We start from the raw sequence: 13689 nt of genomic DNA on the forward strand, positions 1-13689 counted from the left end.
ATAACGTATGCGATGGCGCCGTTCCACTTTCCGTCACGTGGACGGCTTGGCTCAGGTCATGGCGGGCAGCTTCGCGAGCAGCTTGTCGAGCGTGAGCGGATACTCGCGCACCCGCACGCCGGTGGCGTTATACACCGCGTTCGCGATCGCCGCCGCCACCCCGCAAATTCCCAGCTCGCCCACGCCCTTCGCTTTCATCGGCGAAGAAACCGGGTCGGTCTCGTCGAGGAACACCACTTCCTGATGCGGCACGTCGGCATGCACCGGCACTTCATACCCCGCCAAATCGTGATTGACAAAAAACCCGGTGCGCGTGTCGACCACCAGTTCTTCCATCAGCGCCGCGCCCAGCCCCATCGTCATCGCGCCAATCACCTGGCTGCGCGCCGACTTCGGATTGAGGATGCGCCCGGCCGCGCACACGGCCAGCATGCGCCGCACGCGCGTTTCGCCGGTGGCGCTGTCGACCGCCACCTCCACAAAGTGCGCGCCGAAGGTCGATTGCTGGAATTTCTTATCAAGGTCGCCGTACTCCATGCTGTCCTCGGCCACCAGTTCGCCATCCTGCGCGGCCTGCGCCAGCGGCACGCTCTTGCCGCCGGCGCGCACCGCGCCATCCGAAAATTCCGCCTCGGCCGGATTCATGCCCAGCTTCTGCGCCACCACCTCGCGCATTTTCACGCAGGCCGCATACACCCCGGCGGTGGAACTGTTGGCGCCCCACTGCCCGCCCGAGCCGGCCGATACCGGAAAGCTGGAGTCGCCCAGGCGCACCACGACCTGCCCGATCCCCACGCCCATCATCTCCGCCGCGGTCTGGGCGATGACGGTGTAGCTGCCGGTACCGATATCGGTCATGTCGGTTTCCACCGTGACGATGCCCCTCGTGTCGAGGCGGATGCGGGCGCCCGACTTCGTCACCATATTATTGCGGAAGGCGCTGGCGACGCCCATGCCGATCAGCCAGCGCCCTTCGCGCGTCTTGCCCGGTTCGGCATTGCGCGCCTTCCAGCCGAAGCGCTCGGCGCCGGTGCGCAGGCATTCGATCAGGCTGCGCTGCGAGAACGGCCGGCCCGGCTTTTCCGGATCGACCTTGGTGTCGTTCAGGATGCGGAAGGTGACCGGGTCGATCCCGAGCTTTTCGGCCATTTCGTCCATGGCGATTTCCAGCGCCATCATGCCCGGCGCTTCGCCCGGCGCGCGCATCGCATTACCCTCGGGCAGGTCGAGCACGGCCAGCCGCGTTTTGGTCATGCGGTGCGCGCCGGCGTACAGCAGGCGCGTTTGCTGGACCGCTTCTTCCGGCTTGCCGCCCGGGAGGTCACCCGACCAGGTTTCGTGCCCGATCGCGCTGATCTTGCCGTCGCGCGTGGCGCCGATGCGGATGCGCTGGATCGTGGCAGGACGGTGGGTGGTGTTGTTGATGACCAGCGGGCGGCTGAGCGCCACCTTGACCGGCCGCTTCGCCGCGCGCGCCCCCAGGGCAGCCAGCAGCGCTTCCGAGCGCAGGAACAACTTGCCGCCGAAGCCGCCCCCGATGTAGGGCGAAATCAGGCGCACGTTTTCCTTCGGGATGCCGAGCGTTTTTGCCATGTCGCCACGGGTCCAGGCGATCATCTGGTTCGCGGTCCACACGGTCAGCTTGTCGCCTTCCCACGCGGCGATCGAGGCGTGCGGCTCCATCATGGCGTGCGACTGGTCCGGCGTGCGGTAGGTGGCATCGAGCCTGACCGGCGCGCCGGCGAAGGCGCCATCGAAGTCGCCCACCCTGGTGTCCGGCTTGGACGACTTGGGCACGGCCGCCGAGTCCCTGGCTTGATCGAGGTCGTAGGCGCCCTTCTCTTGCGCGTACTCCACCTTGACCAGACCGGCGGCGGCGCGCGCCTGCTCGAACGTCTCCGCCACGACCAGGGCGATGGCTTGATGGTAGTGCTGGATCTCCGGCCCGCCGAGCAGCCTGGCGGTATTCATCTTTCCCTTGCCGAGCGTGCCCGCGTTGTCGGCGCTGATCACGGCGATTACGCCGGGCGCGCGCCGGGCGTCATTCAGGTTGATCGAGGTGATGCGGCCCTTGGCGATGCCAGCACCGACCACGTACCCATAGGCGGCGTTGGGCGCGGCCTCGTGCTGCTCGTAGGCGTACGGCGCGCTGCCGGTGGTCTTGGCCGGGCCGTCGATGCGGTCGAGCGGGCGGCCGACGACCTTGAGCCGGTCGATGGGATTGGTGGTGGCGGGTGTGGTGAACTTCATGGGTCAGCCTTTCCTGGCATCGGCCAGTACCGCGTGCAGCGTGCGCTGGACCAGCATGATCTTGAACGCGTTGTCGTGCGTCGTCTTTGCGCCTGCCAGCAACTGGTCGACCACGGCGTTCGCGCCGCCCGCCATCTTCTGCTCGGCCGCTTCGATGCGCCATGGCTTGTGGGCCACGCCGCCGAGCGCCACCCGGCCGCCGCCCGGCAGGATCACGGCCGCGACCGACACCAGCGCGAAGGCATACGAGGAACGGTCGCGCACCTTGCGGTACACCTGCGTGCCGCCCAGTGGCTTGGGCAAGGTGACGCTGGTGATCAGTTCACCCGGTTCGAGCACGGTGTCGATGTGCGGCGTGCTGCCCGGCAGGCGGTGGAAGTCGGCAATCGGAATGGTGCGCGCGGTGCCGCCGGCACGCACCGTGTCCACTTGCGCGTCGAGCAGGCGCATGGCCACGGCCATGTCGCTCGGATGCGTGGCGATGCAGGCGTCGCTGGCGCCGACAATCGCGTGCTGGCGGCTGAAACCGCCGATGGCAGAACAGCCGCTGCCCGGCTGGCGCTTGTTGCAGGGCTGGTTGGTATCGTAGAAGTACGGGCAGCGGGTGCGCTGCAGCAGATTGCCGGCGGTGGTCGCCTTGTTCCGCAACTGCATCGATGCGCCCGACAGCAAGGCGCGCGACAGCACGGCGTAATCGCGCCGCACCCGTTCATCCGAGGCCAGGTCGGTGTTGCGCACCAGGGCGCCGATGCGCAGGCCGCCATCCGCGGTCGCTTCGATCTTGTCGAGACCCAGGCCGTTGACGTCGATCAGGTGGCCCGGGGTTTCGATCTCCAGCTTCATCAGGTCGAGCAGGTTGGTGCCGCCGGCGATGAATTTGGCGCCGGGGGTGCGCATGGCGGCGGCAGCGGCGTCGGCGCTGCTGGTGGCGCGCTGGTAGGTGAAGACTTTCATGCCTTGCTCCCGGCGACGTCGGTGATGGCATCGAGGATGTTCGAGTAAGCGCCGCAGCGGCAGATATTGCCGCTCATGCGCTCGCGGATTTCGTCGGCGGTCACTTGCGGGCGCGCCATCAGGTCTGCGCTGGCGTGGCTCGGAATGCCCTGCCTGATTTCATCGAGCACCGACACGGCCGAACAGATCTGGCCCGGGGTACAGTAACCGCACTGGTAGCCGTCGTGCTTGATGAAGGCGGCCTGCATCGGATGCAGCCTGTCCTTGCTGCCCAAGCCTTCGATGGTGGTGACCTTGGCGCCTTCATGCATCACCGCCAGGGTCAGGCAGGAGTTGATGCGGCGGCCGTCGACGATGACGGTGCAGGCGCCGCACTGGCCATGGTCGCAGCCCTTCTTGGTGCCAGTCAGGTGCAGGTTCTCGCGCAGCACGTCGAGCAAGGTGGTGCGGGTGTCGACATCGAGCGTATGGCTCTTTCCATTGACCTGGAAGGCGACCCGACCGGTCACCGGCGCTACGCTCGGCGCGCTCGCGGCCATGTTGGCCGCGCCGGCCGTACCTGGCACGCTGGCCGCCGTGACCGTAATGGCGCCTGCGATCAACAGTTCCCGCCTCGATAGTTTGATGTCACTGAACTCGTCCATGTGTTGGCATCCTCTTCGCTGATGGTGTGAAGTCCCGCACGAGCCCCCTGCCCGAGGGGGGCCGCACAGGCGATCAATGGTTTGGGCAGCACATGATGGCGCGCCGGTTGAAGCAGATGGGCGTGGCGCATCGGAAAAACGTGCAATCTATCGAGATTGCCAATGAACGAAGGTCGGGTCTGTTAGAACGCGAACATTCGTGCGATAAACGCGACTGGCGAGGGAGCGGCTGGACCTGCGAAACCGTTTACAGTCGACGGCATGTCAAAGAAGGAGCGCGGGGCTGCGTCCTGTTGGCGCTGCTCGCTGGCGCGACATGGCGCGGCCAGCGCAGACCGGCGCGGGCACGCCGGTCTGCGAGCCTGTCGCAGGCTTACTTCTGCCTGGCTGCGGCGTACAGCGGCGCCACGCGCGGCTGCATGGCCGTGAGCGAGGCAATCCGGGTTTCGTTGGACGGGTGGGTCGACAGGAACTCGGCCGGGCCTGCGCCGCTCGATGCAGCCCCCATTTTTTCCCATACCGATACCGCCGCGCGCGGGTCGTACCCGGCGCGCGCGCCCAGTTCCAGGCCGATGGTGTCGGCTTCCGACTCGTGCTCGCGCGAGTTCGGCAGCGAGAACAGGTAGTGCGACGCCGTGTTGGCCAGGTCGACAGTGAGCGCCTTGTCCGGCGCCAGCACCTTGGCCAGGGTGGTGACCGCGCCCGTCGCCTTCGCTTCCGACATGCGTTCGCGGCCATGCTCGCGCAGCGCGTGGGCGATCTCGTGCCCCATGACCATCGCGATCTCGTCGTCGGTCAGCTTGAGCTTGCGAATCAGGCCGGTGTAAAAGGTGATTTTGCCGCCGGGCGCGCAGGTGGCATTGAGTACCGGAGCGTCGATCAGCGCCAGTTCCCATTTCCAGTCCTGGGTATCGGTGCGGAACACCGGCACTTGCGCCTGCAGCCGCCTGGCGATGCGGTCCACGCGCTCATACTCGGCACCGCCATTGACCAGCTTCCCCGCCGCCCTGGCTTTCTGGTTCTGGCTGCTGAAACCCGACAGTGCCATCGCGTCCACTTCAGACGCCGGTACGATCATGAACTGCGTGCGCGTGACGCCCACCGTTCCAGGCATCGTGCTGCTGGCACACCCGGCCAGGGCAGCTAAAACGCATATCACGCCAAACCTGGCCTGCGCCGTTTTCGTCATGTTGTTACTCCGATCCATGTTGAAATAATTTCCTAGAATAATAATTTACTGAAAGCATGTCGACTTGGCTTAACATCATACTTGCTTAATCATCAAAACGATCAGACGCCAACACACAATACGCATGCGCCCGGGCTTACTTACCGGCGCTTACATTTCTAACACTCATTAACAAAAAATACAAATTTCAGCGTAGAAATTGAATGCCGGTCGTGAAATACTCGATCAGGCACATCATCGGCTTACCCTGACGAAAAATAACAAGGAAATCACCATGACTTACCCCACTCTCGACTATCTGGGCGTCCTGACCGCGCAAGAAATCGCTTCGGCGCAGCCGCTGACATTCAAGACCTACGTTCCGACCGGGACCTATCCGACCACATGGGATCTTGAGGCGAGCACCATCACCGGCCAGCCAAACGCGATTTTGCACGACCTGTTTTCGTTCACGGCGGTCGAGGATGTCACTTACGATATTTTCAGCTTCAGTTTTTTCGACCCCTTCCTGATCCGCCTATATGACAATCTCGGCCGCGTAATCGCCGTCGACCAGGAAAGCGCCGGCACCTACGGCATGGACCATCTATCGCAGTTCGTGGCGCCGTATTCGGGCACCATGTACGTCGACGCCGGCTGGAACCAGGGTTACGCCGATGCCAATAAGTACGTCTCGCTGTACATTAACGCGGACCTCGACACCATCCCCAAACCGACCAACACCCTCATCGGTACCGACGGCGCCGACCGCTTTACCGCCACCAAGAGCAGCGATCTCGTCAACGGCTACAAGGGCATCGATACCATGGTCTATGGCGGCAAGCGCGCCGACTACAATATCGTCAAGAACGCGGACATGCTCACCGTCAGCTCGAACGTCAAGCACGAGGGCACGGACGTCCTGCGCAGCGTGGAAAAGCTGGTCTTCGCCGACAGCGTGGCCGACATGCAGTACGGCGACCTGACCCAGGCGCTGTACATCGGCTACTTCGGCCGCGCCGCCGACGTGGGCGGACTGAAGAGTTTCCAGGACCAGCTGGCCAAGCTCGGTGCGCCCACCAGCGCGAACGACCTGGGCGAGCGCTACGCCAAGGACGCGGCCGTGAAAAACCTGATCGACTCGTTCGGCACCAGCGCCGAGTCGAAGGCGCTGTATTCGGGCGATACCAATACCTTCGTCAAGGCGATCTACCATAACGTGCTGAACCGCGATGCGGACCAGGCTGGCCTCGACTTCTGGAGCAAAGCCATCGACAGCGGTTCGCTCACCCGCGCCAATGCCTCGCTGTCGATCCTGGCCGGTGCCCAGACCAACACCTCGGCCCAGGGCTTGAACGACGCGTTGCTGGTGAACAACAAGATCAGCGTGGCGTCGAACTTCACATTCGGGCTGGAAACCGACGGCAAGGAGGCCTCGTACAACAGCCTTGGCGCCGCCGCCGTGGCGCGCGATCTGCTCAAGTCCGTCACGGCCCTCACCGATGCGAACACCTTCCAAAGCACGGTCAAGCAGGCGGTGGCGGGCCTGCCGGCCGTCGCCCGCAACGCACCCGACCATGCCGACGACCTGCCGCTCGCGCACTTCGACGCCCCGGCCATCGAACTGAACGGCATTGACAGCCACCTCGCCTCGCCCCTGTTTGCCTGATTTCCCGCATGCGCGCATGTACCGGCCCAGCCCGGCACATGCCGCTTGCCATGCGCCCCGCCTCACGCCATCCCGTCCCGCGCCGCCCCGGATGCGCCGCCAAAGCCACAGCCGACCCGTTTTTCTCCTGTAATAAAGTCAACACCCGGGCACCTTACGCTACAATCCCGGGCGCAGTAGTAGTACACTTCGACAGCAAAAAAGTTGCCGACGTGGCATTTTAAAAACATAAAGACTTTAAGCGAGACAATAGATGAGCCTTTTCCGAACAAAAAATCTGGACGATATGGTCGCGCAAAGCCGCGCCGCTGGCGGGCTGAAGAAGGTGCTGGGGCCGCTTGACCTGGTGCTGATGGGCATTGGCGCCATCGTCGGCACCGGGATTTTCGTGCTCACCGGCACCGGCGCGCTGACCGCCGGCCCGGCCCTGACCCTGTCCTTCGTGATCGCCGCGATGGCCTGCGGCTTCGCCGCCCTGTGCTACGCCGAATTCGCGTCGACCATTCCCGTGGCCGGCTCGATCTATACCTACAGCTACGCCACCATGGGCGAACTGGTGGCCTGGATGATCGGCTGGGATTTGCTGCTCGAATATGGTTTGGCCACCTCGGCCGTGTCGGTCGGCTGGTCCGGCTATTTCCAGTCGCTCATCGGCGGCCTGGGCATCAAGCTACCGGTCGCGCTCACCGCCGCGCCCGGATCGATTCCCGGAGTCGACACCTTGTTCAACCTGCCCGCCATGGTCATCATGCTGATCCTGACGGCCATGCTCTCGTTCGGCGTGCGCGAATCGGCCCGCATCAACAGCGTGATGGTGGTGATCAAAATCGCCGTGGTGCTGCTGTTCATCTTTGTCGGCGCCCGCTATGTCGAGCCGGCCAACTGGCAGCCGTTCATGCCGTTCGGAATGAAGGGCACGATGAGCGCCGCCGCGCTGGTGTTCTTCGCCTTCATCGGTTTCGATGCGGTGACTTCGGCGGCCGAGGAAGTCAAGCGCCCCGAGCGCGACCTGCCGATCGGTATTATCGGCTCCTTGGTGGTCTGCACCATCCTGTACGTGATCGTCTCGGCCATCATGACCGGCATCGTGCCTTACCAACAGTTTGCCGGGGTCGATCACCCGGTCTCCTTGGCCCTGCAATTTGCCAAACAGAACTGGGTAGCCGGTTTCGTCGACCTGGGCGCGATCCTGGGCATGACCACCGTGATCCTGGTGATGACGTACGGCCAGACCCGCGTCATTTTCGCCATGTCGCGCGACGGCTTGCTGCCCAAGCGCCTGTCCGCCGTGCACCCGAAATTCGGCACGCCATTCTTCGCAACCTGGATGGTCGGTATCGTGTTCGGCCTGATTGCCGCCGTGGTGCCGCTGGGCGTGCTCGCCGAACTAATTAATATCGGTACCCTGGCGGCCTTCTGCCTGGTCTCGGTGGCCGTGATCGTGCTGCGCCGAACCCGTCCGGACCTGCACCGCGCGTTCCGCTGCCCCGGCGTGCCTTTCGTGCCGGGCCTGGCCATCCTCTTTTGCGTGGCCCTGATGACCTTCCTGAGCAAGACCACCTGGATCGCCTTCGGGATCTGGCTGGTGATCGGGCTGGTGGTGTATTTTTCGTATTCGCGCCGCCATTCGCTGCTGAACACACAAAAATAAACGCCACGGCGGTCCCATCAAGCGCCGTCGTTTTCGCCACTGGCGGAAACGACGGCGTTTCGCTATGTGCCCCGCTCTATTTGCCGGGCAACAGCTTCTGCGGGGGAAGCAACTTGCAGATCGCGCTCGGCAGCGGCACCGATTTTTCGGCCGGGAAGTTCACCCACACGACTTTGGCGCCACCTTCGGCGTGCAGCTCGCCGGGGTTGCCGTCGGCACCGACCATCCGGATCTGGTGGAACATCTCGAAGCTGGAGCGTCCCGGCGGTCCCACGAAGGTCCTGATCTCGATCTCGCCCGGATACTTGAGCTGCTTGAGGAACGAGCAGTGGGCGTTGACGATCACCGGCCCTTCCCCGGCCGGATCTGGTGTGCAGTCGATCAGGTCGAACCATGAAATGCGGGCCTGTTCGATATAGCGGAAGTACACCGTGTTGTTAACGTGTCCCATCGCGTCCATGTCGCCCCACCGGATCGGCATGCGCATGGTGTGAACGAGGGTCGGCGGCAGGGTTGGGGCAAGTGTATTTGTCATGGCGCGATCTTACCATCGGCGCCGCCAGGCTGCGCGGCACGGCTGACCCCGGCGCAACGTTTCAATGAATACCCCAGGAACAAGCGTGGAAAAAGAATCCGTATCGCTGTACCAGCAAGGTCAGCATGTCGTCCAACGTCTACATTCCTCCAGTCGGAGCGCTGGTCGACGTGCGCTACCTGTACGCGCATCCCGAGGGCAAGCTGCATATCTCGACATACAAAGGGGTGCGCGATGACCTCGATCTGTCCGCCTGCAGCACCGCGCAGCTGAAAGACAAGGCCGGCGACCCGTTGCCCTTTTTCGCATCGAAAAATATGTCTTTTCTACAAGTTTAATGCGCTATTTCCTGACTATAAAAGCAATATTGCGCGGGTATCTGCCTTATCTGGTCGAGCGCAATGCGTTATAATGCCGCCAACTCCGCGTAATCCCGAGCTTTTCCTCTAAAGGTGCGTTCACAACCTTTTCTCTTTTATTTCCGTGTAGAATTATTGATTGTCAGAGTTATTCGCCAACATGTCGCCGCTCAAGGTCAGTCCTACTGCCTGGTCCCGGCCATGCGCCGCGTCCCTCATTTGCGACAATCCCGCGTTACGCCTGGCGTAGCCCGGGCATAGCGACCCTCCCGCGCCCCTGTTTTCCGTCCGCCCTGGCCTGACCAACGCCCGGCACCGGAACCACGCGCACGCAACATCCCTGATACACCTTAGCCGAATACGGAACACCGATATGTCATTTAAAAACAAGATTATTTTTGCCGCCTTCATCGCGGTTTCCCCTGCCACCTACGCGCAGAACCAGCTGTCCGGGGCCGGCTCGTCGGCCGCGGAAATCCTGTACACCTCGATGGCCGCTGCGTACAGCAAGTATGCGCAGGTCAACGTCACCTACCAACCCAGCAGCTCCACCGATGGCCTGCAGCAAGTCAAGGCGCGCAAGGTGGACTTCGGCGCCACCGATGTCGCCCTGTCCGCGGACGAGCGCAAGTCGGGCAAACTGCTGTGCTTCCCCACGGCTGTCTCAGGCATTGTGCCGATCATCAATGTGCCGGGCCTGACCAGCGGACAGCTCAAGCTGACCGGCGAGCTCCTCGCCGACATATTCAGCCGCAAAATCACGAAATGGAACGATCCCAAGGTGCAGGCGCTCAATCCCGGACTGACCTTGCCAGCCCTGCCGATCACGGTCGTGACCCGCCTGGACGGCTCGGGCACCACCTTCAACTTCACCGATTACCTGAGCAAAAGCAGTCCGGAATGGAAGGCCGCTTACGGCAGCAACTACAGCATTACCTGGGCCGCCGGAACCACGCCAGTCAAGGGCAGCGCCAGCGTGGTGGCCGCGCTCAGGCAGACCGCCGGCGCGATCGGCTACGTGGACTACCAGTACGTATCGAAGAACAAGCTGAACTTCGCCCTCCTGAAAAATCGCGACGGCAAGTTCGTGGCGCCATCGGGAGCCGGCTTCTCCTCGGCGATGAACAACAGCGGATGGGCGACCAAGGGTGCGTACGAGGAAATGCTGACCGACAAGCCGGGCGCCGCCAGCTGGCCGATCACCGCCAGTACCTTCGCCATCGTGCCGCTGGTGAGCAGCACGCCCGACAACGCGGTGGCCGCCATCAAATTTTTCACCTGGGGCTTCGTGCACGGCGACGCGGCCGTCGGCGGCACGGCCTTCGTGCGCCTGCCCGACAACGTCCAGGGCCGCATCTTCGGCGAGCTGACCACCATTACCGATACGGCGGGGGCGCCGCTCAAATGGTCGCTGGCCGACATGCTCAAGATGCACTGAGCGTGTTGATGGAGCGCGGCACAGCGGGCGACAGCGGCCGCACGCGTTACGAGAAGTCGACCAGCTCCGCCTCGGTGAACCCGGCCCGGCGCCGCGCTTCGAGATTGAATGGCCCTTTGAGTACCGGCGCCTCGTAGCGCAGCGCCAGTTCCGCGTACGCCGTCTGCGGATCGAGCCCGCGCCCCGCGCACAGATAACGATACCAGCGGTTGCCGATCTCCACGTGGCCGACTTCGTCGCGCAAGATGATATCGAGGATCGCCGCCGCCGCCATGTCGCCGGCCTGCGCGATCTTGGCGCGCAACGGCGGAATCGCATCGAGGCCGCGCGCTTCCAGGGTGCGCGGCACCAGCGCCATGCGCGCCACCACGTCGCCCTTGGTTTTCTCGACCATCTCCCACAGGCTGTCGTGCGCCGGAAAGTCGCCGTAGCGGTAACCGAGCACCTGCAGGTGCGCGGCCAGCATCGAGAAGTGATACGCCTCTTCCTTCGCCACGCGCAGCCAGTCGGTGTAATACGCCGCGGGCAGGTCCGGGAAGCGCCAGAGCGCGTCGAGCGCCAGGTTCATCGCGTTAAATTCGATGTGGGCCAGCGAATGCACCAGCATCGCGCGCCCTTCCAGCGTCACCATCGAGCGCCGCCCCACCAGCCGTGGCGGCACCAGCAGCGGGCGCTCCGGCCGGCCCGGAATCGGACGCTCCACCTCGAACACCGCGCCATTGTCCACCACCCAGTCACCGGCCGACTGCGCCTGCGCCAGCGTGGCAATCAGCGCGGTCTTGGTCGCGGGATCGGGTTCAAGCAGGCACTCCAGCGCATGTGCGCGCAGTTCCAGCGGTTGCGCCATCGTATAACCCTGTACGTATAAATCCGGGCAGTATACCAAGCCCGCCCGGCGCGGATCAGAAGCGGTACGACTGGCCGTCTTCCGGCACCAGCACGCGCTGCGGATCCATGTTCTTTTCCACGATATGCTCGCGCAGGTCCTTGCGCGTCTGCATGAGGTGGTTCAGGGCTTCCATGTGAATGCCGACCACCGTGGCCTTGGGCGCGAGCTGGTAAGCCCGGTACAGGTCTTCCTTGCCCATGATGATAGATCCCTCGAAACCAAGCACGCGCGCGTAGCCGGTGTTGAGGATGATGACATCCGGCCGGAACTGTTTGATCGCCGACTCCACGTCGCCGTTCCAGACCGTATCGCCCGCCACGTACACGCTCTTGTAGCCTTCCCGCTCGAACACCACGCCCGACACGGTACCCATGCGCTTGGCCAGCGGCGCCACCATCATCATCTGGTCCGTGCCATGCACCCCGGCCGTCTTGCGCAGGCGCGTCCCCCTGAACACCGTGTTCCCGTCCAGCACCCGCACGTCCGTGAACCCATCCTTGCGGATGCTTTGCGCATCATCTTCGTTCTGCGTGAAGATCGGCATATCCTTGCGCAGGCTTTGCTTGGCCGCGTCATCCCAGTGGTCGTCATGGGTATGGGTGACGACGATGGCATCGGCCTTCACCACCTCGCTCAGCGGCAGCGGCAGTTCCACCAGCGGATTGCGCAAATGGCTGTTGTAGGTGCCCTGGAAACCCGGAAACGCGCCCTTCCTGGCCAGCATCGGATCGACCAGGAAGGTCGTGCCCGCGTACTCCAGCTTGATGGTCGCATTGCGGATTTGCTGAAACGTCACGGCCCCGGCGCTCTGGACGCCGGCGCTGCCGCCCGTGCCCGCACAGGCAGCCAAGGAGGTGGCAAGGGCGCTGACGGCGGCGCAGCGCAACAGGGTCGGGTTTGAGATGAGGGACATGCAAGTTCTCCTGATAGTGGGTTTAACGAGCCGGGATCTGTTGTTTCCCGAAGACTGAAGCGTATTTTCCGCCCGTACCGGCACGCTGGACAGTGGCCCGAAGGCCGATCTTCGATATAATCGGGCCATGCGAAAACCATCTGCCTCTTCCGCTCCACGAACCGTAGCCATCGTCGCCTTCGACGGCATCACGCCCTTCCATCTGTCGGTGCCCTGCCTGGTCTTTGGCGCCCATCACGGCGACGGCGCGCCAGCCGCGTTCGAGGTGCGCGTCTGCGCGCTGGAACAAGGGCCGCTGCGGACCTCGGCGGGCTTCGCCATTGCCCCCGAGAGCGGGCTTGAAGCGCTGGACGAAGCCGACATCGTCGTCATGCCCGCGTGGCACGACGACTGCCGGCGCGCGCCGCCAGCCTTGCTGGACGCGCTGCGCCATGCGCATGCACGCGGCGCGCTGGTGGTAGGGCTGTGCCTCGGCGCCTTCCCCCTGGCCCAGGCCGGCCTGCTCGATGGCCGCACCGCCACCACGCACTGGGCGGCGGCGGCCGAGCTGGCGCAACGCTATCCCAGGGTCCAGGTCAATCAAGAGGTGCTGTATGTGGACCAGGGCGACGTGCTCACCTCCGCCGGCGTGGCGGCGGGACTCGATTGCTGCCTGCATCTGGTGCGCCAACTGTGCGGCGCCGAGATCGCCAACCGGGTCGCCCGGCGGCTCCTCATCGCACCCCACCGCGATGGCGGGCAGGCGCAGTTCATCGAACGCCCGCTGCCGGTGTCCGTCAGCGAGGGGCGGTTCTCCCAAGTGCTCGACTGGGTGACACAGCACCTGGGCGAGGCCCACAGCATCGACGCGCTGGCCGAACGCGCGGCCATGAGCCGCCGTAACTTCACCCGCCACTTCCGCCAGACGACCGGCACCTCGTTCAAGCAATGGCTCCTGAATCAGCGCATGGCGCACGTCCAGCGCATGCTCGAAACGGGCGATGCCTCGATTGAACGAGTCGCCCAGGAAGCCGGTTTCGGCAGCGCGCTTTCGCTGCGCCAGCATTTCCGCACCACCCTGCGCACCTCGCCCTCGGCCTACCGCAAACTGTTCCGGTCCGACCAGCCCGCAACGACCTGAAACGGCGGCGGCACCTGGGACCAGTTGTCCATCCGCGGCATCAGCATCGGGCGACTGGCCCATTGCCGGCAATTCGCAATACGGCGTGATCGATTCCGC

Annotated in this window: 12 protein-coding genes; 5 read left to right on the forward strand and 7 right to left on the reverse strand. The window is 64.1% G+C overall.

Features of this window, described 5'->3' with window-relative positions; all coding sequences use genetic code 11:
• Positions 1-51 precede the first annotated feature (51 nt).
• From paoC to IV454_RS26155, 4 genes are all read right to left on the reverse strand, one after another.
• Positions 52-2250 carry an aldehyde oxidoreductase molybdenum-binding subunit PaoC gene (paoC, locus tag IV454_RS26140; RefSeq protein ID WP_206088542.1) on the reverse strand — a complete coding sequence of 733 codons (2199 nt, stop codon included), beginning with the start codon at positions 2248-2250 and terminating at the stop codon, positions 52-54.
• Between the two features lie 3 nt (positions 2251-2253).
• On the reverse strand, positions 2254-3204 hold the full coding sequence (locus tag IV454_RS26145) for an FAD binding domain-containing protein (protein ID WP_206088543.1): 951 nt from the start codon (positions 3202-3204) through the stop codon (positions 2254-2256).
• Positions 3201-3848: an aldehyde dehydrogenase iron-sulfur subunit PaoA gene (gene paoA, locus IV454_RS26150; protein ID WP_206088544.1), complete on the reverse strand. Its 648-nt coding sequence runs from the start codon at positions 3846-3848 to the stop codon at positions 3201-3203. Before paoA ends, IV454_RS26145 begins: the two co-directional genes overlap by 4 nt.
• A gap of 373 nt (positions 3849-4221) precedes the next feature.
• On the reverse strand, positions 4222-5037 hold the full coding sequence (locus IV454_RS26155; protein ID WP_206088545.1) for a M48 family metallopeptidase: 816 nt from the start codon (positions 5035-5037) through the stop codon (positions 4222-4224).
• Between the two features lie 274 nt (positions 5038-5311).
• Between IV454_RS26155 and IV454_RS26160 the strand changes: the two genes are divergently transcribed.
• Both IV454_RS26160 and bcaP read left to right on the forward strand, forming a co-directional pair.
• Positions 5312-6685, forward strand: coding sequence for a DUF4214 domain-containing protein (locus IV454_RS26160; protein ID WP_206088546.1), 1374 nt, complete (start codon positions 5312-5314; stop codon positions 6683-6685).
• Between the two features lie 253 nt (positions 6686-6938).
• Complete coding sequence (gene bcaP / locus IV454_RS26165; protein WP_206088547.1) at positions 6939-8336, forward strand: branched-chain amino acid transporter BcaP; 1398 nt, start codon at positions 6939-6941, stop codon at positions 8334-8336.
• 76 nt (positions 8337-8412) lie between these two features.
• On the opposite strand, the gene IV454_RS26170 is transcribed toward bcaP, so the two are convergent.
• Positions 8413-8871 carry an acyl-CoA thioesterase gene (locus IV454_RS26170; RefSeq protein ID WP_229521846.1) on the reverse strand — a complete coding sequence of 153 codons (459 nt, stop codon included), beginning with the start codon at positions 8869-8871 and terminating at the stop codon, positions 8413-8415.
• 125 nt (positions 8872-8996) lie between these two features.
• Between IV454_RS26170 and IV454_RS26175 the strand changes: the two genes are divergently transcribed.
• Positions 8997-9209 (forward strand): hypothetical protein, encoded by a 213-nt coding sequence (locus IV454_RS26175; RefSeq protein ID WP_206088548.1) that lies wholly within the window; start codon positions 8997-8999, stop codon positions 9207-9209.
• 394 nt (positions 9210-9603) lie between these two features.
• On the forward strand, positions 9604-10668 hold the full coding sequence (pstS, locus tag IV454_RS26180) for a phosphate ABC transporter substrate-binding protein PstS (RefSeq protein ID WP_206088549.1): 1065 nt from the start codon (positions 9604-9606) through the stop codon (positions 10666-10668).
• A gap of 46 nt (positions 10669-10714) precedes the next feature.
• Here pstS and IV454_RS26185 read toward each other — a convergent pair whose 3' ends face one another.
• Positions 10715-11515, reverse strand: coding sequence for a ferritin-like domain-containing protein (locus IV454_RS26185; protein ID WP_206088550.1), 801 nt, complete (start codon positions 11513-11515; stop codon positions 10715-10717).
• Between the two features lie 55 nt (positions 11516-11570).
• The gene (locus IV454_RS26190; RefSeq protein WP_229521848.1) at positions 11571-12470 is read right to left on the reverse strand and encodes an MBL fold metallo-hydrolase; all 900 of its coding nucleotides are present in this window, start codon (positions 12468-12470) and stop codon (positions 11571-11573) included.
• 127 nt (positions 12471-12597) lie between these two features.
• Between IV454_RS26190 and IV454_RS26195 the strand changes: the two genes are divergently transcribed.
• Positions 12598-13590: a GlxA family transcriptional regulator gene (locus IV454_RS26195; protein WP_206088551.1), complete on the forward strand. Its 993-nt coding sequence runs from the start codon at positions 12598-12600 to the stop codon at positions 13588-13590.
• Positions 13591-13689 lie beyond the last annotated feature (99 nt).

The sequence above is a fragment of the Massilia antarctica genome, assembly GCF_015689335.1.
Lineage (GTDB): Bacteria > Pseudomonadota > Gammaproteobacteria > Burkholderiales > Burkholderiaceae_D > Telluria_A > Telluria_A antarctica.

What these genes read in the sequence shown, in the direction of transcription:
- IV454_RS26145 (WP_206088543.1), bottom strand. Translation starts at nt 3,204, where the DNA reads ATGAAAGTCTTCACCTACCAGCGCGCCACCAGCAGCGCCGACGCCGCT.
- paoC (WP_206088542.1), bottom strand. Translation starts at nt 2,250, where the DNA reads ATGAAGTTCACCACACCCGCCACCACCAATCCCATCGACCGGCTCAAG.
- IV454_RS26175 (WP_206088548.1), top strand. Translation starts at nt 8,997, where the DNA reads ATGTCGTCCAACGTCTACATTCCTCCAGTCGGAGCGCTGGTCGACGTG.
- IV454_RS26185 (WP_206088550.1), bottom strand. Translation starts at nt 11,515, where the DNA reads ATGGCGCAACCGCTGGAACTGCGCGCACATGCGCTGGAGTGCCTGCTT.
- IV454_RS26155 (WP_206088545.1), bottom strand. Translation starts at nt 5,037, where the DNA reads ATGACGAAAACGGCGCAGGCCAGGTTTGGCGTGATATGCGTTTTAGCT.
- IV454_RS26190 (WP_229521848.1), bottom strand. Translation starts at nt 12,470, where the DNA reads ATGTCCCTCATCTCAAACCCGACCCTGTTGCGCTGCGCCGCCGTCAGC.
- IV454_RS26160 (WP_206088546.1), top strand. Translation starts at nt 5,312, where the DNA reads ATGACTTACCCCACTCTCGACTATCTGGGCGTCCTGACCGCGCAAGAA.
- pstS (WP_206088549.1), top strand. Translation starts at nt 9,604, where the DNA reads ATGTCATTTAAAAACAAGATTATTTTTGCCGCCTTCATCGCGGTTTCC.
- IV454_RS26170 (WP_229521846.1), bottom strand. Translation starts at nt 8,871, where the DNA reads ATGACAAATACACTTGCCCCAACCCTGCCGCCGACCCTCGTTCACACC.
- IV454_RS26195 (WP_206088551.1), top strand. Translation starts at nt 12,598, where the DNA reads ATGCGAAAACCATCTGCCTCTTCCGCTCCACGAACCGTAGCCATCGTC.
- paoA (WP_206088544.1), bottom strand. Translation starts at nt 3,848, where the DNA reads ATGGACGAGTTCAGTGACATCAAACTATCGAGGCGGGAACTGTTGATC.
- bcaP (WP_206088547.1), top strand. Translation starts at nt 6,939, where the DNA reads ATGAGCCTTTTCCGAACAAAAAATCTGGACGATATGGTCGCGCAAAGC.